This is a genomic window from Enterovibrio coralii (assembly GCF_001559595.1).
GTDB classification, from domain to species: Bacteria; Pseudomonadota; Gammaproteobacteria; order Enterobacterales; family Vibrionaceae; genus Enterovibrio; species Enterovibrio coralii.
In genome coordinates this window covers 37019-59997 of sequence record NZ_LNTY01000049.1, presented here as the reverse complement: position 1 = coordinate 59997, position 22979 = coordinate 37019, and the positions used below count along the sequence as shown (strand labels likewise).

The 22979-nt window shown below is 47.5% G+C and carries 22 protein-coding genes and 2 pseudogenes; 9 read left to right on the top strand and 15 right to left on the bottom strand.

Features of this window, described 5'->3' with window-relative positions:
• Positions 1-10: 10 nt before the first annotated feature.
• Positions 11-394: a VOC family protein gene (locus ATN88_RS17420; RefSeq protein WP_067418685.1), complete on the bottom strand. Its 384-nt coding sequence runs from the start codon at positions 392-394 to the stop codon at positions 11-13.
• Positions 394-816, bottom strand: a complete 423-nt coding sequence (locus tag ATN88_RS17415) for a VOC family protein (protein ID WP_067418682.1) — start codon at positions 814-816, stop codon at positions 394-396. Before ATN88_RS17415 ends, ATN88_RS17420 begins: the two co-directional genes overlap by 1 nt.
• A 628-nt stretch (positions 817-1444) precedes the next feature.
• On the opposite strand from ATN88_RS17415, the gene katG reads away from it, so the two are divergent.
• Positions 1445-3655, top strand: a complete 2211-nt coding sequence (gene katG, locus ATN88_RS17410; protein ID WP_067418933.1) for a catalase/peroxidase HPI — start codon at positions 1445-1447, stop codon at positions 3653-3655.
• A 51-nt stretch (positions 3656-3706) separates the two neighbouring features.
• Here the strand turns inward: katG and catB are convergent.
• Positions 3707-4335, bottom strand: a pseudogene (gene catB, locus ATN88_RS17405) (type B chloramphenicol O-acetyltransferase).
• Between the two features lie 29 nt (positions 4336-4364).
• Entirely contained in the window at positions 4365-5243 is an 879-nt protein-coding gene (locus ATN88_RS17400; RefSeq protein ID WP_067418931.1) for an NAD-dependent epimerase/dehydratase family protein, read from the bottom strand.
• Between the two features lie 266 nt (positions 5244-5509).
• On the opposite strand from ATN88_RS17400, the gene ATN88_RS17395 reads away from it, so the two are divergent.
• The gene (locus ATN88_RS17395) at positions 5510-6064 is read left to right on the top strand and encodes a hypothetical protein (RefSeq protein ID WP_067418680.1); all 555 of its coding nucleotides are present in this window, start codon (positions 5510-5512) and stop codon (positions 6062-6064) included.
• Positions 6065-6068: 4 nt separating this feature from the next.
• On the opposite strand, the gene ATN88_RS17390 is transcribed toward ATN88_RS17395, so the two are convergent.
• On the bottom strand, positions 6069-6686 hold the full coding sequence (locus ATN88_RS17390; RefSeq protein WP_067418677.1) for an HAD family hydrolase: 618 nt from the start codon (positions 6684-6686) through the stop codon (positions 6069-6071).
• Between the two features lie 436 nt (positions 6687-7122).
• Between ATN88_RS17390 and gfa the strand changes: the two genes are divergently transcribed.
• The 5 genes from gfa to ATN88_RS17370 all read left to right on the top strand — a co-directional run bounded on the left by gfa (position 7123) and on the right by ATN88_RS17370 (position 12576).
• The gene (gene gfa / locus ATN88_RS17385; RefSeq protein ID WP_067418674.1) at positions 7123-7692 is read left to right on the top strand and encodes an S-(hydroxymethyl)glutathione synthase; all 570 of its coding nucleotides are present in this window, start codon (positions 7123-7125) and stop codon (positions 7690-7692) included.
• A 196-nt stretch (positions 7693-7888) separates the two neighbouring features.
• Complete coding sequence (locus ATN88_RS27605; RefSeq protein WP_232313363.1) at positions 7889-8968, top strand: hypothetical protein; 1080 nt, start codon at positions 7889-7891, stop codon at positions 8966-8968.
• Positions 8941-10413: a hypothetical protein gene (locus ATN88_RS27600; protein ID WP_232313361.1), complete on the top strand. Its 1473-nt coding sequence runs from the start codon at positions 8941-8943 to the stop codon at positions 10411-10413. Before ATN88_RS27605 ends, ATN88_RS27600 begins: the two co-directional genes overlap by 28 nt.
• A gap of 135 nt (positions 10414-10548) precedes the next feature.
• Positions 10549-11760: a multidrug effflux MFS transporter gene (locus ATN88_RS17375; protein WP_067418672.1), complete on the top strand. Its 1212-nt coding sequence runs from the start codon at positions 10549-10551 to the stop codon at positions 11758-11760.
• A gap of 216 nt (positions 11761-11976) precedes the next feature.
• Positions 11977-12576, top strand: coding sequence for a hypothetical protein (locus ATN88_RS17370; RefSeq protein ID WP_067418670.1), 600 nt, complete (start codon positions 11977-11979; stop codon positions 12574-12576).
• 60 nt (positions 12577-12636) lie between these two features.
• Here ATN88_RS17370 and ATN88_RS17365 read toward each other — a convergent pair whose 3' ends face one another.
• The 7 genes and pseudogenes from ATN88_RS17365 to ATN88_RS17335 all read right to left on the bottom strand — a co-directional run bounded on the left by ATN88_RS17365 (position 12637) and on the right by ATN88_RS17335 (position 19013).
• Positions 12637-13506: an SIR2 family NAD-dependent protein deacylase gene (locus tag ATN88_RS17365; RefSeq protein ID WP_067418667.1), complete on the bottom strand. Its 870-nt coding sequence runs from the start codon at positions 13504-13506 to the stop codon at positions 12637-12639.
• Positions 13494-14384 (bottom strand): protein-ADP-ribose hydrolase, encoded by an 891-nt coding sequence (locus tag ATN88_RS17360; RefSeq protein WP_067418664.1) that lies wholly within the window; start codon positions 14382-14384, stop codon positions 13494-13496. The genes ATN88_RS17365 and ATN88_RS17360 overlap by 13 nt, the downstream gene beginning before the upstream one ends.
• A gap of 62 nt (positions 14385-14446) precedes the next feature.
• Positions 14447-15261: pseudogene (locus tag ATN88_RS17355) on the bottom strand (nuclear transport factor 2 family protein).
• A gap of 186 nt (positions 15262-15447) precedes the next feature.
• The gene (locus ATN88_RS17350) at positions 15448-16326 is read right to left on the bottom strand and encodes a helix-turn-helix domain-containing protein (protein WP_408607714.1); all 879 of its coding nucleotides are present in this window, start codon (positions 16324-16326) and stop codon (positions 15448-15450) included.
• Positions 16327-16449: 123 nt separating this feature from the next.
• Complete coding sequence (locus ATN88_RS17345) at positions 16450-17718, bottom strand: HD-GYP domain-containing protein (RefSeq protein WP_067418662.1); 1269 nt, start codon at positions 17716-17718, stop codon at positions 16450-16452.
• A 155-nt stretch (positions 17719-17873) separates the two neighbouring features.
• Positions 17874-18092, bottom strand: coding sequence for a hypothetical protein (locus ATN88_RS17340; protein ID WP_067418660.1), 219 nt, complete (start codon positions 18090-18092; stop codon positions 17874-17876).
• 231 nt (positions 18093-18323) lie between these two features.
• On the bottom strand, positions 18324-19013 hold the full coding sequence (locus ATN88_RS17335) for a GNAT family N-acetyltransferase (protein WP_067418658.1): 690 nt from the start codon (positions 19011-19013) through the stop codon (positions 18324-18326).
• A gap of 375 nt (positions 19014-19388) precedes the next feature.
• On the opposite strand from ATN88_RS17335, the gene ATN88_RS17330 reads away from it, so the two are divergent.
• Entirely contained in the window at positions 19389-20177 is a 789-nt protein-coding gene (locus ATN88_RS17330; protein WP_067418655.1) for a sulfite exporter TauE/SafE family protein, read from the top strand.
• 110 nt (positions 20178-20287) lie between these two features.
• On the opposite strand, the gene ATN88_RS17325 is transcribed toward ATN88_RS17330, so the two are convergent.
• The gene (locus ATN88_RS17325; RefSeq protein WP_067418653.1) at positions 20288-20629 is read right to left on the bottom strand and encodes a hypothetical protein; all 342 of its coding nucleotides are present in this window, start codon (positions 20627-20629) and stop codon (positions 20288-20290) included.
• Positions 20630-20794: 165 nt separating this feature from the next.
• Entirely contained in the window at positions 20795-21286 is a 492-nt protein-coding gene (locus ATN88_RS17320; RefSeq protein ID WP_067418650.1) for a DUF2938 domain-containing protein, read from the bottom strand.
• Between the two features lie 77 nt (positions 21287-21363).
• On the opposite strand from ATN88_RS17320, the gene ATN88_RS17315 reads away from it, so the two are divergent.
• Complete coding sequence (locus ATN88_RS17315) at positions 21364-21789, top strand: helix-turn-helix domain-containing protein (RefSeq protein WP_067418647.1); 426 nt, start codon at positions 21364-21366, stop codon at positions 21787-21789.
• A gap of 45 nt (positions 21790-21834) precedes the next feature.
• Here ATN88_RS17315 and ATN88_RS17310 read toward each other — a convergent pair whose 3' ends face one another.
• Positions 21835-22926, bottom strand: coding sequence for a TRAP transporter substrate-binding protein (locus ATN88_RS17310; RefSeq protein ID WP_067418645.1), 1092 nt, complete (start codon positions 22924-22926; stop codon positions 21835-21837).
• Between the last annotated feature and the right edge of the window lie 53 nt (positions 22927-22979).

Here is a 22979-nt window from a genome sequence, read left to right as displayed (position 1 = left end):
TTTTTTCTGCCTATGACAGGTAGTTAGACACCTCAATCAAGTTGCCGTCTGGGTCTCTAAAATAGAGTGACACAATCGGCCCTTGAGCCCCCGTGCGGCTAACCAGCCCTTCTTCTATTTCAACGCCCTTTTCGAGAAGTTGCCGCTCAATCTCTTCAATCGAAGAATCTGCAATAAAACAAAGATCTGCACTTCCAGGTTGCACATGCATGGCATGCGGCTTGAATTCGTTGTGATGCTGATGAAGATTAATTTTCTGCTGCCCGAACGATAAAGCGACCCTACCTTCGCCAAAGACAAGCTTTTTCATCCCCATGACACTTTCGTAAAAGTTCACCGTTGCATCAATATCCGCAACGGTCAGCACAAAATGATCGAGATGGGAGATGTTCATTAATGACTCCGTTTTGCCATCGGATGATTCGGGTTTAGTTGCAGCAAGTCCCAAAGGTTGCCATACAAATCTTCAAATACCGCGACTGTGCCATAGTCCGCCTCTTTCGGCTCTCGGATGAATTGGATACCGTCATCAACCATTCGGTTGTAGTCCCGCCAAAAATCATCTGTATTGAGAAACAGAAAAACGCGTCCACCTGCTTGGTTGCCGATAAAGTCGATTTGTTCTGGTTTTGATGCTCTTGCTAACAACAGGGTCGCCCCGGTTGAGCCAGGAGGAGAAACGACAACCCATCGCTTGTCTTCTTCCGGTTGATACGTGTCTTCAAGCAGCTCAAATTTTAGCTTGTTCACATAGAAATCAATGGCTTCATCGTAATCTCTAACGACGATAGCCACGTGAACCAAAGATTGTTTCATCTCAGTTCTCTCTCCTTCATTTGGGTTCGACTGTATCTCACTAACACACAGCTTACTTTAACGCTATCTCAGCCTGTCAAAAAAATTAGCATCCATTCTCAAATTTCCACATAAAAAACACGTTGCATATATTGCTAAAGTATCACTAAAACGTGAGTAGGAAATTAATTTTGGACTAGAAAGCCAGATGAAATCCAATATTTATAAAACATTACAAAGCAGAAAATAACCAACAATATTAGTGAGTTAATACACCTAATTTAAAACCAGACATCCATCATTATTGTCTTTTCCAATCATCGCAATCGAAATAATCATTTTTATAATTTCAATTTCTTATTTCTATAATCAAAAAGCCGCAATAACTGAAAGGACACTGAACTAAACAAGCATTTCAATTGCATGTAAATCATAAAGATAAAACCCAACCATCGTAGCTTGATGAGAGGCTGACGTTGTTCTTTTTTAATTAGAGAGCACTAACATTCGCTGCGCGAAAACATTTCTTGCTTGGTTGAATAATTAAATCAAGCGTCTCAAGTCGTTCAATGAATTTGAATGGCACTTATTTCATATAACAACCAAACAATTAAATCAATACGGTTGCAACACGGAAGAGGATATGAGTATGTTTCGAAAAACACTGTTATCTCTTGCCCTATCTGGCGCACTGATTTCAACACCTTCGTTTTCGGCTGGTGAACCGAAATCAAACCAGTTTTGGTGGCCAGATCAATTAAATCTTGCTCCCCTTCGCGACCATGGTCAGGAATCTAACCCAATGGGTGATAATTTTGACTACGGCGCGGCCTTTGAAACGCTGAACCTTGACGACGTGAAAAAAGACATCGCGACCGTGCTGACCTCGTCCCAAGATTGGTGGCCAGCTGACTACGGTCACTACGGGCCATTTTTCATCCGAATGGCATGGCATGCAGCAGGGACATATCGTGTCAGTGACGGTCGCGGCGGTGCTGGCGGGGGTCAACAGCGTTTTGACCCTCTCAATAGTTGGCCAGACAACGGTAACCTTGATAAAGCCAGACGCCTGCTTTGGCCCGTCAAACAAAAGTACGGAGCTGCACTGTCATGGGCTGACCTTATGGCATTGACAGGAAACGTTGCACTTGAGTCGATGGGCTTCAAAACCTTCGGCTTTGCCGGTGGTCGCGAAGATGACTGGGAGCCTGATTTTGTATATTGGGGACCGGAAGAAGTGTGGCTGGATGACCAACGCCGAGATGAAAAAGGTAACCTTATTCAAGGGTTGGGTGCAGTCCAAATGGGTTTAATCTACGTCAACCCTGAAGGCCCGGGTGGAAATCCAGATCCTATTGCCGCAGCAAGAGACATTCGTATGTCGTTTGGCCGTATGGCAATGAATGACGAAGAAATTGTCGCGCTTATCGCAGGCGGACACACCTTCGGTAAAGCGCACGGTGCACACAAACCAGAAGAGTGTTTGGGTGCTGCGCCAGCAGGTGCACCAATCGAGGAACAAGGCTTTGGTTGGAAAAACAAGTGTGGTGATGGCAGCGGTAAAGACGCGATTACCAGTGGTCTTGAAGGTGCGTGGACAGTAACACCCACGCAATGGACAACGAACTATCTCGATAATCTTTTCAATTTCAATTGGGTGTTAACGGAAAGCCCCGCAGGGGCCAAACAGTGGATTCCTGATACTGATGCCGCTGCACAAATGGTGCCGGATGCGCACGATCCTAACAAACGACATGCTCCTATCATGTTCACAACCGATCTTGCCATCAAGGAAGACCCCGGTTTTCGCGCCATTGCAGAGAACTTCCGCGCCAACCCAGAGGCCTTTGAGTTAGCGTTTGCCAAAGCATGGTTCAAACTGAATCACCGAGACCTTGGGCCACGTGCTCGTTACATCGGCGGTGAAATTCCTGCTGAAATCCTTGTCTGGCAAGATCCTATCCCAGCCGTCGATCATCCGTTGATCACTGATGCGCAAGCAGAACAGCTCAAACAACAAATCCTGGATTCGGGATTGAGTGTCCCAGAGCTCGTGCGTACGGCATGGGCATCTGCGGCGAGCTATCGCGGCACGGACATGCGAGGCGGAGCCAACGGAGCTCGTGTCGCGCTCGCGCCACAAAAAGACTGGGCGGTGAACAACCCTCAGGAGCTTCAACGCGTCTTGAAAACACTCGCAAACATCCAATCCAACTTCAACAAGTCATCGGGTGACACCAAGGTCTCACTTGCCGACTTGATCGTATTGGCGGGTAATGCGGGCGTTGAAAAGGCAGCGAAAGCGGCCGGATATTCAGCAGATGTGCCGTTTATGCCTGGTCGAATGGATGCCTCGCAGGACATGACGGATGTGGAATCTTTTGCGGTATTGGAGCCAAAAGCCGACGGTTTCCGCAACTACTATGATGCATCTGCGAACTACAAATCCCCGGCTGAAATGCTGGTTGAAAAAGCCGATTTGCTAACACTGACAGTACCAGAGATGACAGCACTCGTAGGCGGTATGCGCAGTATGAACACCAACAGTGACGGTTCGGCAAACGGTGTGTTTACGGATAAGCCGGGTTCGCTTAACAACGACTTTTTCGTCAACCTACTTGATATGTCAACGGCTTGGGTACCGTCCACCAGCCAAGAAGGCATTTATGTCGGTTATGACCGCGCGTCTGGGGATCAAAAATGGACAGCAACACCGGTTGATTTGATCTTCGGTTCAAACGCAGAGCTTCGTTCCATTGCAGAAGTCTACGCGTCAAACGACGCGCAACAGAAGTTCGTGAATGACTTCGTGACGGCATGGACTAAGGTCATGAACAACGATCGGTTTGACGTCAATTAGATCCTAGCGATCATAAGGTTAAACGCCCTGACCGGCTCAGGGCGTTTTCTTTTATTTGGCGATGTGTTTTTTCCAGTATTGATGCAAGCCTTCAATATCGGCAGAACAAAGCTGGGCCATGCATCCTTTCAATTGTTCATCTGTCCAATCCCACCATGTTATTTCCAACAACTTTGCAATCTCGACTTCGGTGAATCGAAACTTGATGTGTTTGGCGGGATTCGACCCAACCACTTCGTAAGGCGCGACATCTTTCGTGACTACCGCTCTGCTGGCGATGATGGCGCCATGACCCACTTTGACACCCGGCATGATCATGCTTCAGAGCCAATCCAAACGTCATTACCAATAATGGTGTCACCCATGCGTTGAAACGCATCAACGGCACCGTTGAAGTTCTCGTTATCTTGGTAAAAGAAGGGGAAGGTACTCACCCAATCTGAACGATGGCCTTGATTGCCCGCCATCATAAACACCGCGCCAGAACCAATAGAGCAAAAGCTGCCAATAACCAGCTTGTCGACATCGTTCCGGTCAGGTGCAAGATAACGGGCGCACTCGTCAAAACTGTGGCCATGATAATAGCCGGAGTAGTAACTATGACGACCAACAAGGATATTAGGGTTTGTTACCTGCTCACTGAGCAGTTTGCCCGCAAATGGCGATTCAAAGTAATTCATGCTGTTTTTCACGATATTGGAGAGTAACGTTATTTTTTACTTGGGGTTAGCACTTCAGCGACGTCTTGATCATACATATCGATGACGCTTTCAAAGCCATATATTGGTGTCCAGCCCAACTCTTGCTGCGCCAAAGACGAGTCGTAAACACGGTCTAAACAGCTTGGTAATTTCCACCCTCGTTCAGCGAAAACAGCCGCGAGATCTGGCGAAACCCCTTCCAGTGCTTTGTCTGCTGAATAATAGAGCGTATGGCAACAATCGGAGGTGAATGGTGTCTTTCCTGAGATGATGTAACGTCGAAATCCCGCTAATCGTTTTTCAATCGCACAAAGGTGTGCAGAGGCCACATCGCGCGCATCAACACCTCTTGTCATACGATATACCGCCATCAAATCGACAGGCTCAGGAAAACATCGCGACATCTGAAGCACAGTCACGGGCAAGTTAAACAGGTCGCTGATCGTTTTAAGCTTATGCTCAGCACTGACTTTACTTTTGTGATAGACACTTTTCGGCTTGGGTTCGACGCTTTCATCTATCCAGCCCGCTTTGTCTTTGGGTGTCGACGCATGCCCATACAATGCCGTGGTACTGGTAAATACAAAGTGCTTAATTCCAGCTTTAACGCCTGCCAAAGCCAACTTTTCCGTTGCATTTACATTGATGCTTTCAAAGTCGTCATCTGACATCAAACCCACATGTGGCGCATGAAGTGCAGCGGTGTGAACGATAACATCAACGCCTTCTAACGCTTTGCCTATCAGCACTTCATCTCGAATGTCGCCAACAAAGTCAGCGGTTGAGCAAGGTGTACTGTCAATCCCCACGACATCATGGCTTTTCATCAACTTGATATAGATAGCTCGACCCACACGTCCGGCGCTACCTGTGACTAAGATTTTCAACGTTCCAACCTCTTCAAGCGTGGTCTTTCCCATGCTTGTGTTATCACTGTTATCGTTATCGCGCGTATGTTGCGCCGAAACTCGCAAAATAGCTACAGATGGTTAGAAACCTCAGTTTTAGCATTTCCTACTTTGCTGTTTTTGTGGGTAATTCATGGAATTCAGGCCGTCATCAACAATTTCTTTCTCCAATCAGTGGTAGACTTGCCGACTGCTAAATTGGCACCTGCTAACTCAACACATAAAACCTGAAGGACTTCTTGCTGGTGAACCTGTTCTTTTCCAGAATGCTTGCTGTATTGGGCGGTATCGTGACGTTTTGGGGTTACTACGCCTTGCTACACAGCCCGTTCAGTATGCGTGCTTTTGAACCCTTTCTGCTGTGGCTTCTTGATTTGCCATCGATTAGAGCATTCATTGGCGAAAACCCAGATATTCACTTTTCCACTCTGTCCGCAGTCACCAGCGCATTGCACGCCACCGTGGTTTCGTTGATCTTTGCTTGCGCTTTCTGGGTCTTGTTGAAGCTGCGTCCCGTTTTGAACAAACTCAGTGACTACTTCGTTTTAGGCGCACTGTTGGGTGGCATGTTTTACATCGCAATTGCCATGTTGGGATACCGTCTCGCGCTCATCACCGACCCTATCGGTCGATATTCTGACTATTCGTACGGCACGTTGATCAGTGTTCTCACATGGACGCTACCCTATGTGCTAACGCTCTTGTTCGCGTCCTCAATGGCGCGAAAAACACTCATCAATACCGATACGATTGCATCGCGCCAAGCCAAGCCAAGCCAAGCCAAGCCAAGCCAAGCGTGACGCTTTAAAGTGCCACGCCAAGTGCTGCTAGATCTTGTCTGGCTTGCTCAGCACTGACAAACAGGATGCCGTGAAACCCAACCGCTCTCGCGCCATCAATGTTCCGCTGAACGTCATCCAGAAACACTGACTCTTCTGGCTCCACATCGTATTTGGCAACCAAACGTTGGAATATGCCGGCGTCCGGTTTTAGACAACCCTCTTCCGCAGAAACAATGGCCCCATCAAACAGCGGCCAGAAGTCATAACGCGCTTTAAGTTGCGCCACAATTTCATGCACGTTATCCGTAAGTGCAAATACCTTGTAGCCTTTCGCTTTGGCATCGTTTAACAGCTTTAACGAGCCAAACAGCAAGATTTGCGTTTCTTTGATGTAGTAAAACAGTGCATCAACCAGTGCGGCTGAAATGCCTGACAATGCCATTATTTGCTCTTTTGCCTCGGCCTCAGTGAGCTCACCGCGGTTCAACGCCAGCCAAATGTCACTGCGAAATATCTTCTCCGCTTTCGCCTGACCATCAGCACCCTCTCCAAAGGTTAAACGCGCAATTTCTGCCGGTGACCAACGCACCATGACGTTGCCAATGTCAAAGACGATGTTCTTGATGGGTGTCGTCGCCATTTAGGCTTCTCCTGAAATAAAAAGGGGGCGTATTGGGATTGATACGGTTAAGCATAGCCAGTTCAACTTACGCTTAATTGACCAACTCTCTAAACATGCGTGCATGAATTCGCATCATTCTCGCGCTGTTCTCTGTGAACAAAAGTCTATTGTTGATCCAATCTCAAGCAATAAACCACCGAGCACGTCATAAATATCAATCGATTATTGCTAATCCCGTCGGCCTTGTTTGTGACAGTAAGATTACAAGACACTTTTCCAATAAGCCCCGTATTCACTCGACCAAAAGGCTCCTAGTCTGAGAAAACTACCCGAAATGGATTTACCCAAACGGCCTGAAGACCTCTGGGTATTGCTTACGGGTATTCATACGCTTCTGAATTGAGGTGAAAACATGTGGAAAGCAATACGGAATCTCATTGCTAAGGTGTTTCCTATGACTGTATCAATCCATCCTGCGGTTGACAGGGGTGTCAATCACACAGATGTCCCGGGCTTTGCTGGTGGCACGCTGACATGCCACTGCTCAGACAATCCCGTCGTTGTCAGCGTTACCGCGCAGACAGCGCACAATCACGTTTGCGGCTGCTCTAAATGCTGGAAACCACAAGGCGCGACGTTTTCTCAAGTCGCCGTGGTATCAAAAGACAATGTGTCGGTGGAGCAAAACAACGAAAAGCTCACCATTATCGACACCAACGCCGCCATTCAACGGCATGCTTGCACCTCATGTGGTGTGCACATGTATGGCCGCATCGAAGACACGAATCATCCTTTCTATGGGCTTGATTTCATTCATACCGAACTGTCGCCTGAACAAGGCTGGTCTGCACCGGAATTTGCGGCGTTTGTGTCTTCTATTATCGAATCCGGCACGCCACCGGAAAATATGGATGCGATTCGCCATCGACTCAAAGAGTTAGGGCTTGAGCCTTACGACTGCCTGTCGCCACCATTGATGGATGCCATCGCTACACACGTGGCAAAAGCGCAGACAGCGCACTAACTCTGTTATCTACATTCTCCTTTCGGGGTGGCTCTTACACCCCGCTTTTTCGCACCCCACCTTTTCGTTTTGCTGTTTAACCTTTTTTGAAAGCAATCAAGACAAAAATCATTGCCGATGTAGCAATATACAGACACCCTGCTATCACCACTTGGCATAAATTCGTATCTCCACTGCCTTTCAGGGATACGACGCAATGCCACAGTGTTCACCGCCTCCATCACAGCAAAGCTTTTTTAGACAGTCCGTTAATAACGTCATCACCATCATCACACAAACGTGGAATCTTTTGGTTCGATGGATACTCAGCCTGTTTGAGACAGGTGAAATCACCATGGACTTGGAATCCATTGGTGAGAGTCCCGAGCAAGCCAAAGCAATGTGGCGAAACAATCGCGCGGCCGTCATAGCCATGGCGGAGCGCAACCAGATCAAGCTGGAGCAAGCGTTGCGACTTAGAGACCGATTTGGCGAGTTGGTGCCTCCGACCAAAGAACGTTTCGATTTCAATGTGGTCATGGGAAAAGGCTACTTTCCCATCCTTGGCAATTTGCTTATCCCAGTTGGTGCTGGCACCTTTCGAGGACAAGGTTGTTATGTGCGGAGAAAAGCCCTTCCCTCTGCGTTTAAGGGCGTTACCACACATCCAACGGCACTTTGCCCGATTGGCGGTTCAGATAACAACGGCATCCTGACACAATGTGGTTCCAGTCGTGTGTTTGATTTTGCTATCAGTGGTTGTCTTAAAGGAGAGGGAGACGGCGGCAACGGCATGATCTTCGGTCACACGCCGCCAGAGCCAGAAGCCGTGGGCAGTGCCAAGCCAAACGTTGCCCAATATTGGGCAGGTCAGCCCAATCGTATGCCAGAAAAACGCTTCGGTGCGCCGCAAGTATGGCTAGGATTGACAAGCTTTGAGCTTCGTAACGATAAAGCGCAGACTGTCATTACGGTTCCAGCAAAAGGCACCTACTCCAACCCGAAAGACGTACTGCTGGATGATACCGTTGATATCCCGCTAGTGAGATGGGTCAGAGCATTCGACGCCAGCGGCAAAGAAGTCGCACGATATGCCAACAGCGGGAAAAAACTCGACGGGAAGCTAGTCGCATTAACGCCGATGACCGCCAAACGACGGGGAGGCCAAAAGCAGAAGGCGAAACACGTGTTTATAACCTTCCCATCAAACCCACAGACACAACCACCACTGTTATTGTGCCTCTGGGCTTGCCTGCCACAACGAAAACCGTGGAAGTTTCGTTTTACAACTTCGTGACTCACCATACCCTTCTGTCGCAGATGACGCCGTATCTCACCGAGAACTTTTACACCAATGCCCGCGCCTCTTATAACGAGTTCGTGAATATTGTGGTGGAGGAGATGCCGTGGAATGGCTTTGTGGGCATAGATGGTGCCTACAACACCCATATCGATTTGATGGCGAGAGAAAACGGTTTAGACGGCTGGTATTTCCCGGGTGGCTACGAAGACTATATGCACAACAGCTTTATCGGTTGTGCCGCCGTGAACAACGACGGTTGGGGGCTGTACCTGTCAGAACCCACACTTGCCAGCCGTAATGGTGCTGACAATAACCAGTGGCCAAACGCGCAAGGCGAACTCAAAGTGCATCGAAAATGGACGTACATTGCTTCCTCTAACGACTTGGGTAACTTTGATTGTTACGGCAACCGTGGTGGTTCACTGTACATGGGCGCAAGTTCTAACTCGATGCAAACGGGGAGCATGGAGCACCATTTCGATAGCCATAACCTTGACCCGTTTGGCACCTCGACATTGAGAGAACGCGCCGACTGGAACCCCATGCGATGGACCAGCCTTGTGGTCTTCACCGCTGATTCCAGACAAAATGACATTGTCATTACCAGCACGCCGACAGATTCTCGCCGTGTAACCTATTGTAAAGCGCGACTTGAACACGAATCCGCTTCCCCGAGCAATCCTGACTCCAATATTTACAGTGGGTTAAGTGGGAATCATTATTGCCACCCAAGACCAGATACTTTTGGTTCACTGATAGATGTGCGACCGCCATCTATCGCCCATTTGCATCTCACGCCTTATGATGAACATGAACGCGCAGGGGGTGACTTACAGGCCAAACCGGGTGGGCCTGGCGAACTGCAAGGGCTATTCTCCGGGATTCGTACTGTGCTTTTCCGCCCCTGGGTTTACGAAATCACCCCCATAAAAAACCACCTTCCTCATGGCTGGAAGGTCGTGTTTTCGGCCAAAGACAAGAGCCTGCCAGGAGCGGGGAAAGATGTCACACTGAGTGCCGACTCCATTGGTATTGCCGGTCAGCATGCGCTCACCACCCTGCACTTTGGCTCCCACCCTTACAACATGAAAGGCTTCGGCATTGAACCGGGCCAAGTAAAAACGCTGACATTTGATATCACCAAGCTCAGCGAAGAATTTGACGATATCGACATGAATCTTCTGAGCGTGACAGTGAACTACCTGTTTGATGAACTGAAGAAAACACCCGGTACACCTGCCCCCAAACTGCCCGCAAGTTTGCTTTTGATGCCCGCACGCGTGCGGCTTTGGAAGAACGCTGCGGGGGCCCAAAAGTTCTATGTGGAACTCCCCATTTTCAATACAGACAGTAAAGCATTTAGCTATCCCAGTACGGCAAACCAACTGCATTACTTCAAGATAAAAGTAGAGACCGCCAAGGTAGATACTGCGATATGACAGACAGTTAATAAGCGAAATATCAATCACATTGAGGAGCAATCACTCTTTCCTGTGCGGAAAGAGATTGCTGACAGAAATTCCTCAATATAATTAGAAGGTTGCAGGGATAATGGCAGAACAAGGAGTTCATTCATGCCAGACAAATTTCCCATCCGCCCCGTCTTGCTCGCTTGTCTGATCGTCAGTATCGGTCAGTTAAGCGTGGGGTTGTTGTTCCCTGCGTTGCCCTCTATTGCTCAAAACTTTTCGTTAAACGCAGAACAAGTACAACGCTTAATTTCTTACTACCTATTGGGCTTTGGACCGTCGCAGCTTTTCTACGGTCCACTTTCCGATGCCATCGGTAGAAAGCCTGTATTGCTGACAGGTATTGCCATTTCAATCGTTGGGCTTGCCCTCACTGTTTGGGGTGGCGATACCTTCGCATTGCTTCTGTGGGGACGCTTTCTTCAAGGGTTAGGTGCAGGTTGTTGTTCCGTCTTATCGCGGGCGTCTCTGCGTGATAGTTATTCCTACCAACACTTAGCGCTAGCCATGACGTGGTTGGGGATTGTTGCCTCATTCAGCCCTATCATTGCACCGGTTATTGGCGGGTTTGTTAACCATCATTTCGGTTGGCTGGCCGTGTTTGTCGTGATGCTCAGCTATATCGGTTTGGTATGGATGATTCTCGCGGTTTCATTCAAAGAAACGGTGAACACCAAATCCCACGTACCGCCAATGAAAACCGTGCTGAGCGATTATAAAAAGCTTATCACCTCGAGCTATTTCATCAGTTTCTCCGGTATCGGTTGGCTCAATTACAGCATGGTGGTGGTCGCCATTTCCGTGATTCCATTTGTTATGCAGGTTCAAATTGGAATGACCAGTGACCAATACGCCATGTGGGCACTCATTCCTGCATTTGGCCTCTTACTTGGCGGTACCATCTGCAACAAACTACGCCCACGCTTTGGTTCAGAAAACATGCTCAAGGTCGCACCTTGCTTGCATGCATTGGCCGGCATTTGGCTCATCGTTGCACCTCTCACGCCTGCTGCCATCATCGCAGGGCAGTTTTTGATGGTCGTTGCCAACGGTATTGCCTTCCCATGCGCTCAGTCTCAGTTATTGCTTCCGTTCAAAAACAAGGCCGGCACAACCGCTGCATTAGGGGGAGCCATGCAAATGGTCACCGCTTCGCTTCTCAGTATGTTCTTGATGATGTTGGGTATGAGCAAAGCCTGGCACTTGGGGCTTCTTCTCGTATGTGTCGGCATACTTGGCAGTGGCTTAGTGCGAGCTGGATTTTCTGAGAAAAATCGCCTTGATGATGAGGGGAACTTCCAACAAGACCGGCCGTGAATTAAGAACCGTTTTCTAAGAAACTTCTGGTGAAAACCACCAGAAGTTCTCTCCCCTTTCTACTGATGAAGATCTTACCTTTTCGGGTAATGATGGAGCACACTTTTTAGATTCTGTGAACCTTTGAACAGTCCAGATAAAACGGCTAATTCGGCACTTCACGCCCCAGTTTCTTCTTGATACTAATGAAATGTGGGAATCCCAAAAGGAACGCAAATGTTCGAACCTATCACTGAAGACGAAGAAGCGCGTATTGGGTTGGCTGGCGCATTTATAGAAACCCACAACGACAGTTTGTTCATCTCGGGCACACATCTTTGTGACGCTGAAATTGAATCAAAAAACCTAGATTTGCTGTTGGTCAATGGCACTGAAGTGCCAAATGCTAAACAGTTATGCGAAGGTTTGAGAGTGGGTCGCTGCATCGTCGCCTGTATTGAAAGTCTCGACGGAAACGCAGACACGGTGAGACATGTGATAAGCAGCATGAAAGGTAAGCTGGACTCGAAAGAGATGCCAAACAATGTGGATATTGCGGACATTAGGACCTTAATGGATAACGCCGATAACCTCTATGCCTTTGATGACCAAGCCAGGCTGATTGATTTTCTCACCTTCAACGCAATCGGTGATGCCACTAGCATTCTATATCTTGCACATGGTGATGTTGATTTGGAGGACTATGGTGCAACCAACAAAGCCATATCAAACGCGCTGCCGCCTTATGCCTATTTTCAATCCAGTGTTTTCTTCAAAGGCAAGCAGCAATGCTCAGCGATCGTGGGTGTTCGACGGTTCGTTTCTCACAAAGGCTAGAGGAGCACAGAATAAAAAACCCCATCGGATCGAGTGTCGACCCAATGGGAAATAAGCACCCTATTCTGCCACGGCAGCCAAGGCAGAAACCTGCTCAATAACCGCCTTAATATCTCCTTTCACCGCTGTTGCACGAAAGCCTAAATCTGGCGGCGTTGATGTATGGTCCAAATTCACACGCACTAAGTGTGCATCGGGGAAAGCCCGAGTGATCTGCTCCATTGGATGGCGAATCACCGTTGGTGTATTAAAACCCGACCCTAGGTCTAACAACACCACCTTCTTCTCACGATTGCTATCCAGCCATGAAATCAAAGCTTCTCGCTCACCTTCATGTACTTTGTCGACAAAAGAGCCATCAACACGCGCATGGATAAACATCGTCTCTCCACAATTTGGGCACTTTGGCACCCCATCATCAGAGGTCAAGACTTGCTCGACGGGGTCGAAATAAGGATCCATCTGCGCCAAGAAGGGTTCAATATCCCACACTTGCTCTGAGCACGGCGTGGTACATTGGATCTTACCGTAATCGCCTTGAGGAGCGTAAAAACGCTCGCGGGCGAAACCACTTTTATAAAACAATCCATCAACGTTAGACGTCATGACAAAGTAGTCCTTGTCTTTGACGAGATCGAACAGCGTTTGGTAAAGCGGGTTCGCGCTCTGAGAGAAATACACATACTCAAGATGCACTTTGTAGTAACCCCACTGTTCTTCTTGAGACCAGTATGGATAACCCATGAGTTCATATTGCGCATTGAATCCTTTCTTCTGCCAACCCGGATAGACCTCAGCGAATTTCTCTCGGTCGAGATAGTTGATACCCGCCGCAGCAGTTAAACCTGCGCCTGCTCCAATCAAAATCGCGTCCGCATCTTTTATCAAACTGGAAATGTTTTTTAGTGTTTGAATATTTAGTTGTTGCATACAAACTCCTCCAATTCTGATTGGTAAACATCGTAATCACGTTCGCTAAATACGTTGAATACCACCACGTCTAACGCGTCAGGGTTTCGATTCAACCATTCAGCCACCGTTTTCAAGGCCACTGGCGTTGCTTTTTCAATGGGATAACCAAAAACCCCTGTCGAGAGCGAACACAATGCCAAACTTCGGATGTTATCGACGGATTGCGTTGCACTCAGTACCTTGGTGTAGGCTTGCGCAAGCAAACGCTCACTTTCCTCACTCACCGCGCCTTGTACAATCGGCCCTACGGAATGAATCACATATCGCGACGGCAAGTTATAACCTCGAGTGATCTTGGCGGCTGCGGTTGGCTCTTCGGCTCCTTGCAAACGAATGATCGCGTCGCAATCCTCACGTAGTTGCACACCAGCTCGGTTGTGAATCGCGTTATCAATGCATTTGTGATGGGGAAGAAAACACCCCAGCAACTGACTATTGGCCGCATTCAGAATGGCATCCACGTTTAACGTGGTGATATCGCCGCGCCATAAAACAATGTTGGTCTTCCCAATCGTTACAAACGGCCGTAACGCATTGGCATACGTGATATCGCGTTTTTCTCGCTCTTTAGTTAGCAGCGCATCCAGTGCTGCTTTTCCCTTTTCATTCAATCCGTGAGGGGGCAAGACCGTAATCGCTGCATCCAATAAGCTCCGCTTTTCTGCAGCGATCAACGGTGTCGTGTCTTGAAGACCAAAACCTCGTAGAGTTGAAGACAAGGTTTCCAACAACACATCGACAAGCTCAGCTTCACTACACTGCGGGAGGGTTGTCGACTCAAATGGCTGATGAAGCTGAATCTGTTTTGCGTAATCATTGACGGTGAGCGTTCTCATGCAGACCTCCCGGATAAAAAGAGGCCACATTAAATGTGGCCTATTGATTCAAGAAAATAGGTTTACTGAAAACCAAATTTTCCGTTGTCATTTTTCCACTCACTGCGAGGTGGAATGGTTTCAATTGTGTCCCAGTGTTCCACGATTTTGCCGTTATCTACGCGGAACAGGTCGTAAAATGCCACGTGTTCGTTAAGGAACTTGCCCTCGCTGATCGCCAGCACAAAGTTACCCTGACCAATAATTTTGTGGTTGGCGGAGTAAGACATTGGCATACCTTGCTCAGCCAGTGCTTTTAACGCAACACCCAAGCCACTCAGGCCGTCGGCAACCATCGGGTTGTGTTGCAAATACGCCGAGTCATCGTTATCAATGAAGTCATTGATGCGCGCCATGTTGCCTTCCATCAAGATGGTTTTAACAAAGTCAGCCACTAGCGCTTTGTTAGCATCAGTCTTGTCCAAATCTGTCACTTGTGTCGTACCATCAAGCTGTGTGCGACGCTTGGGTTTGGTGGTGCAATCTCTTGAAGGTTGTCCCAGTGCTCTACAATCAGACCATCTTCAAATCGGAAAACATCAAACCCCACTTTTGGCCCGAAAAAATCATACTCTGTATGCAGCACAACGTAATCGTCATCTTCAAAAGCACGTTTCACATCCGCCTTTGCACTACCTTCTGGCAAGGCGTTCATCACTTCACCAAATCCCGCCAAGCCATCTCCCACTGCCAGATTGTGCTGGATGTATTTATTTGGATTGATATAAGCGATCGGTGTTTGGTCGCCCGTTTCAATGCTGTTGATCAGTGCAACGGCTTTGTCTTTATTTGAAAGCGTGTCTTCCGCTGAATTCGCGCTGCAAGCCGCAATGCCCATTACACCCGCTACGGCAACAGATCGTAGTAATTTGTTTGTTGTATTTTTCATTGTCTTGTCCTTTTTGTTTTCGGCGTGGAGACAATGCTAGGTCGTTGTGAGGGTATTGAGCAGAGTGAAAATAGGCAGAAAAATGGTAGATTTCGAACGCAATGAAACGAGATTCACAGCATCTACTTTACATATTCAGTACTTACGATAGTGGTTTCGGAACGCACTTGGCGTCATGCCTGTTTCCTTTTTGAAGTACTTTACAAAGTTGCTTGGGTCTTCAAAGCCAAAGTCGTAGGCGAGCTGCTGAGAGGTGACTTTGCTGACAACCAAACGACGTTTGATTTCAATGATCGTGAAGGCATCTATCATCTGCTTGGCGGTTAATGACGTCGATGCTTTGCAAATTTGATTGAGGGTTTTATACGTGGTTGCTATTTGATCCGCATACCAATTGGCATCACGAACACGCTCAAAATGCTGCTGGAGCAAAGTCATAAAACGGGAGAGTATCCGGCTTTGAGAAGGCGAGAGGCTTTCCACTTCACCCACCGTTTTTAAGCGTCTATGCAGCAGACTCAATGCTGAGAAGAGATACATAACAATCAATGGGTCGCCGTCTTCACACGCTAGCTCTGCTGAAATCTCTGCAAACAGCGATTGTGTGCGAGTAAGGTTGGTCTCGTCCAATGTGAACATTGGGGAATAGTGGTCATGTAAATGGATCGGCGTAAAGCTCGGCAGGCGCATATTGGCATGCACGTTATCTAAATAGTCTTGCGTGAAGAGTAGCATTTTGCCTTCTGGCTTATCGGTGAAATCGAAAGCTGTTACTTGTTCTTGCTGCACACTGATCACCGTGCCTGGTGCGAAGGCATAGTCTTTAAAGTCCACCATTTGCTTGCCACTGCCCTTTTCAAACAATACCAACATGAAAAAAGACAATCGATGAGGATCCTGCGGGTCGTGATTGTTAAACGCTCGCTCGTACAGGGTGGACAGCTCGATAACTTCTATTTGGGGCTGCAGCGCGTCACGCTGTTTGAAATCAATAAGAGGTATTGCCATGAACATGGGAGATCTGATGAACGAATAACACTATTTTAGTTCATCAGACACTCCAAAATGTTCTCTACTCTCAGATAATTATCCAATCGCAGGTTATTTTCAGTGCGCGAGGCACTAGCTGAGTAATGCTCAGCATTCAGCCGTCGCAATGTCATGACACTCGGTTAAGTGCTCAACCAGACAAGCAAACACGTTCTCATCCAGTTTTCGTTTCATGACCATTTCTTTCATCAGAACAAGCGTCTTATCCGGACTTAACGCTTTTCGGTAAGGACGGTCTTGTGACAATGCCTGAAAAACATCGGCGATGGCGATAATTCTTGCAGGAAGTTCGATAGATTCGGCTCGCTTGCGGTTTGGATAACCTGAGCCATCGAGTCGTTCATGATGATCGGCTGCCCAACGACAAATCTTTGAATCAGAGAACACCTTGCTAAGTGCCAGTTCGGTGTCGGTTGTGTGGCGCTTAATGTGAACAAACTCTTCGCTGGTGAGTGGGCCATTTTTATCCAGAATCTCGTCTGGCGTTCTAAGTTTGCCAATATCGTGCACCAAACCCGCTACATAGATCATTCTCTGCTCTGTTTCCGATAGACCCATTTCTCGTCCAAGAAACATCGCTAAATCAGCCACTTTCTTGGAATGCTGAAAGGTAAAAGGACTTTTCGCATCAACAATCTTGGCGAGAAACATGCCCACCTGAATCATTTCGTCCAATGACAGAAGCTGGTCGTATTCAGGGTCATTGTCAAAAGACACGGCGAGGGACTCGATGTGGTCAATGTCCATTGAAAACCAGAATCCATCTTGGTGAACCAAGCTGCACATCACTTCAACCATGTTGCTATTAAACAAGGTACCAGAGAAAGACCGTAGGTTTTCGGCGATGTATGATTCATGCAAGGTCACCAGGTTTTCATGTTTGTCGCCGATATATTTCGCCCTTAGGAAGTCCACTCGGTCACAAAGGAAAATCAGAGCGGCGACATCTTTTTCATCCTCGGTAAGGCCATGATTTGGGAGACGCTCCCATGGGGTATGGTGATAACGCACTACGTTGGCAAAGCTTGCTAAAATATTGCATTGTTTCAATGCGTCATAGCCGCGTTCACAATGCGCTTCTGCGCCTTGCGGAACCATATTTTTGAGTAAATGCAGTCGCTCATGACTTTGGGATACGCCGCAGTCGTGAATAAGACCAGAGAAGAAACAGAACTGGATTTTCTCTTTTGACCAACCCAATTTCTCTGCGCATTTATAGGCGATATACGCCACACGATGTCCGTGAAAAAGATCATCAACGCCAACGTAATCAAGTGCCTTTGCGAATAACAACAGTGCATGTCGAAGGTCAATCTGAAACTCAGTTTCTTCTTTCTGTTTCAATAGTGCTGTCATTCGTTGCCTCTCCCTTTGCATCTGTGTGTGACGCGCATTAACCATACAAATAGTAATGACATAAGGTTAGCAGCGGTAACTATTAACAGCTTTGTTATTAGATGGTTGCGCGAATTCAGCGAGTTTGATGGGAGGTGCGCTCGTAGCGTCCCAACTTAGCAAGACAGTTTCCTTTCGTATCGCCCGACAATGTAAATGACATACCCAACTTTAAATACGCCTGCAAATATGATTGTCCCGATGTGGGCAATCGCTTGCTCGATAATCGTAAAGTGTTCGGCATAAGGAAAGCTGATGAGTATGGTGGCCGTCATCACAGCCGAAGAGAGAAGCATTGCTGCACCACCAACACCACTGATCGTTTTGAAATCCATACCGCCTCCTTAACATGCATTTTATATACAACTTAAAAGATGCACTGTAGCACGTCAAGATGACACGCAGAATTTGCTGACCTGCCGCCGTATCGGTTGTTTTCAACGTTTGATAGAAACTTGCTTTTTAACAGCGTGTTAGCAGATGCTAGTCACCATCTAGGCTGATGAAAATTTATTCTCACGGGTGAATTATTCGGCTTGGTCAAGCGGTTGTATCTGGCAGAACTATCATCCTGCCAACAACCCACTGAGCTTTCCAACCTGTTTAAAGCCCAGCTTCTCGTAGAGAGGAACACCTGCTTTTGACGCTTGCAATGTCACGTGCGTACACGCTTTCTCTTTAGCGAACGCCAGGCTGTGAGCCATCAATGCGGCAGCAACGCCGCGCTGTCGAAAAGCTTTGAGCGTTCCCAGTTGATGCACACCCATTGTTTTCCCTGTTTGATACAACAAAACAGTGCCAGCAATCTCCCCTTCTTTATAAAAAACAAAAAGATGGCAATTTGGATCCTTGTGTATATGCACTATTGCAGCAATATCCAATGCGTAGCCAAATGCATTGCCACATGCTTCAGTCCACGCTTGCATTTGCGCGTGGGAGATAACACGTTCTATATCTGGCTGACGTTGAAATGTGCTCTCCGATTCGAGTTCTAGCGTCATGATTTGCAACTGAAACAGCTTTTGAAGTTCAAGTCCGTTAGCACGACTCAGCGCAGACAAACGCTCTTCATCGCATTCTTCAATTGTTGATGCTCGCTCGCCAACCGCGAAAGTGACGTTATTTAGCGAGAAGTCTGGTCGCCAGCGTTTGTTTGGCCATCTTGTGTGGCGATATATTTCCCCGTCTTGAACCGGGTTCAGCGCAAGCCAGTATTGATGCAGGTTGTCGAGATTGTGTTTTAAAGCAAGGCTCATGAATAATCCTTTCCTCTACGCCGTCCTTATCATCGTTCACCCAGTGCCAACCCTTGCCTTCAGAGACATTTACATACAGGGTAAGGCCCACTCTGCGTCGATTCTTCCTTGAGAGGTTTCCATGGTACGTGAGACATGCTCATCACTTGTTTAGCAACCACTGTTTTGCGCGCCACTTAACAGGTAGTAAACACCGAAAAACATAAAACTCACCTGCTGAACACACATTGAGACGGAAACAATATTCTTGATATAAATCAGTCAGTAAATTAACGCGTCATCGCTTTAAATTACTGAAAAATGGGTGGGATAAGCTGGCTGATTATTCTGAACACAGATAGACTGACAAGCTTATCAACTGAAAGTCAGAGACTTATGTTAGTCAACGCAGTTTATCTGTTAACAGGCGCATTCGGTGGCACCATCATTGGAGCATTAGGCAGCGGAAGCAGTTTGGTTATTCTTCCTATCCTGACGCTAACGTTTTCGAGCCTTTTTCCAGACACCTTGGCATTGAAATACGCCGTCGCGACATGCATGGCGACCTTAATCGTCGGCAGTATCTCGGGGGCAGCGAGTTACATAAAATCCAAGTTGTATGACAAGAGCATCGTAAAATACAGCTTGCCCGGTGTATTGGTGGGTTCTTTACTCGCCCCGATGCTCTCAAACTACATTCCTGCGGATGTTCTTCGTATTTACATCGGTTCGCTGATCTCACTCATCGCCGTTTATAAACTGTTTGCCAGCATCAAAAACAAAAACTCAACGTCAAAACCAGCAAAGGCGCTGTTTCTGATGATGACGAGCTTAGTATGCTCAACCTTGAGCGGTTTGGCGGGGGTAGCGTTAGGTATTTTGATGATCCCTTACCTGTCAAAATACACGGATCACCGCAGTGCACTGGGTTCGAACTTAGTGCTTGCCGTTCCGTATTCAATTGTGGGTACGATGGGCTATGTGGTTGCCGCATCCCATGCAAGTGTCGAAACACACAGCTTCACATTGGGCTACGTCTACTTACCCGCCTTCATTGTTATCGCCATTACCATGGCAATATTTCCGCCCGTGGGACTCAAAATCGCCAAAAACGTTAGCAGTCATATCATGCAGCGCATCTTCTATGGCTATTTGCTGCTAGCGGGCATTATGATCCTTGCCTAATAAAAAACTCTGGCTTCTTTTTGGAGGCCAGAGCTTGTCAAAACACTTTAGTGCGCTTATCCCGTAATCTTTATTCAGATTGTGTAATTGTTTTTACGAATCGAATCTAATTATCCCGCCACAACCTGCACTGGGCCATGATCGTCACAGTGACCATCATGCTGATGGTGCAAGCGACCATCAACGATATAGTCAATGTGGTCACCGTGTTTCACTGCTTCGTGACCACAATCTGGCCCATGGACATGATCGCCACAAGAATGCGCTGCATTACAATCGTTCGGGTTCTTCGCGCCCACTTCAAGTACATGATCGTCGCAGTGGTCACCGTGAGGGTGATGCAAATTTCCATCTACAAGATAGTCAACATGATCACCGTGCTGAATTGCCGTGTGGCCGCAATTCGGACCGTGAACATGTTCTGGGTGTGAGTGGGTTTTTGAACAAGACATTCTATCGCCTCCTAACGTTATCGATTCATCATCAATACTAGGAAAACCGTTCAACAATTGACCACTCAGATAGACGAAAAGTAAAAATAAACATACAAACCCCGACTAGGCTAACATCTCCCATATTGGGATTTCAGTGTGTTTAACCCTTTCGCCACTGAAAATCTAATAACGCAAAATTGCTGCTGCAACAATTCCTGACACGTATAACCCGAGACCGAATACGCTGTGATTTACCAAGCTCTGAACTTTCGCTCCGTTTGGGTTAGGCGTTCGAGATGCCGCAATACCAGCACCCATTCCTGGCTGCATAATAAAGAAGGGAGCAACAACCGTTGCAACACCCACGAAGAGCGCGGGTAACAATGTTGGGTTTTGTATCCAACCTTCGCCAAAAAGGCCTATCAGTATCGCTGCGAAGCCAATTCCAATCAGATAATGCGCGCTCCAACCTATAAGGCTCTCGCCCCTTACTCGCTTTGCTGCCGCTATCGAGTCATGACGAAACTTGCCTTCAAGCATATGCCCAAGCCAACGTCCTACTAGGGCGAAATTCAATGCCGGTATGCCAAATAGCTTTGCTCTCACAATGCCCCATAGATCCATTGTCGCTGTAGCACCTGCACCGATCAAAATCGTAAATAGTATGGTATTCATCTCACTTTCCTTGCTTGTTTGAATTCTGAGCAAGTGATAGCGTACAACTTCAAGTTAACTTGAGGTCAAGCGTCAAAATGGACATTTCTGAAGTCGCAAAAATATCGGGCTTACCGGCCTCTACGTTGCGTTTTTATGAAGAAAAAGGACTGATTCAGTCGGTAGGCAGGAACGGCTTGCGTCGGGTCTTTGCACCTAGTGTTGTGGATCAACTTGCGCTCATCGCACTGGGTCGTGCATCCGGTTTTTCCTTGGAAGAAATTGGCCAAATGATGCCGGTAAATGGTCAACCCGACATAGACCGAGTGATGCTGAATCAAAAGGCAGATGAGCTAGATAAAACCATTCAGTCACTGATTGCGATGCGAGATGGGCTCAGACATGCTGCGGTTTGCAATGCGCCCAGTCATATGGAATGTCCCAAGTTTCGACGCTTGATGGCTGTCGCAGCAACCAAAGCTGCAAAGATTGCAGGGAGTTCAAATCGGAAGAAGAGATCGTGAAATAAGGCCAACTAGAATTGGTTGGCCTTGATTAGGTATTACCTACTACGACAAATCTGCTTTGTCCGCGGCTGCGATTTGTTGCTGCGCTTTATCAGATTCTGATTGCAGCAAATCAAACCACTTCTTGCCATCTTCTACGTTCTCTTGGAACCAGATGTACACTGGTGCAGCCGCTTCTTGGAAAGCCGCTTTTTCTTCTGGTGTAGGTACATAGAGTTTACCGCCAGACTTTTTAAACGCTTCATACGCAGCGATAGACTTGCGCTTAGGCGACGCAAAGGTTGCTTGTTGCAGAGCACGGAAGCCATCGACCACCACTTTGCGAAGATCTGCAGGCATGTCCAAGAACACTTCATTGTTCATATACCAAAGTGCTGACATGTAAGCGTGTCCATCAAGCGTTACATACTTCAAGCCAGCTTCCGGGAACTTCATGCCCATGATGTCGGTAATGCCGTTTTTCGACCCTTCAACCACTCCGGTTTGGAACGACGTGTAAAGCTCTGGCCATGGAATAGGTGTTGGGCTGGCACCCAGTGCTTTTACTAGCTCTTGAGGAAGATCTGCCACTACGGTGCGGATTTTCAAGCCTTCCATATCACCTGGCGATTTTACCGTGCGCTTGGTATTGGCAAAGTTACGCCAGCCACCTGTGTTGCCAATTGCCATCAAACGAAGTTTGTTGTCGGTATCCGCAAGAATGGCTTTGCGCAACTCACGCACAAAATCGCCCTGCAATACCGCTTCAGCGGTGCGGTCATCAGGCAATACGTAAGGTAAATCTAGCACCTGAATGTACGGGAACATATTCGCTGCACCGCCAGACGTAGAAATGTAGATATCAACAGAACCGTCTTCTACCGCTTGAATACATTCAGTGCCGTTGCCACAAAGCTGAGTACCAATGAATAAATCGACTTTGATTTTGCCGTTAGAGTGCGCTTCCACGAAGTCTTTGAACACAATAAGGCCATCGTAGTCCTCATCGTTTTCGTTTGAATTCGCCACCGCACGCAGGTTGAAGTCTGCGGCCATAGCTGGCACTGAAAGTGCTGCCGTGGTCATCATCCCTGCCAACAGCGCGAGTGCACTTCCCTTCAATGCGTTACGCATCTTGCTTACTGTTTTTTTCATACTTCACCTTTCACTGCCGTGAGCGTCGTCCATGTCTACAGCGACGCAATTTA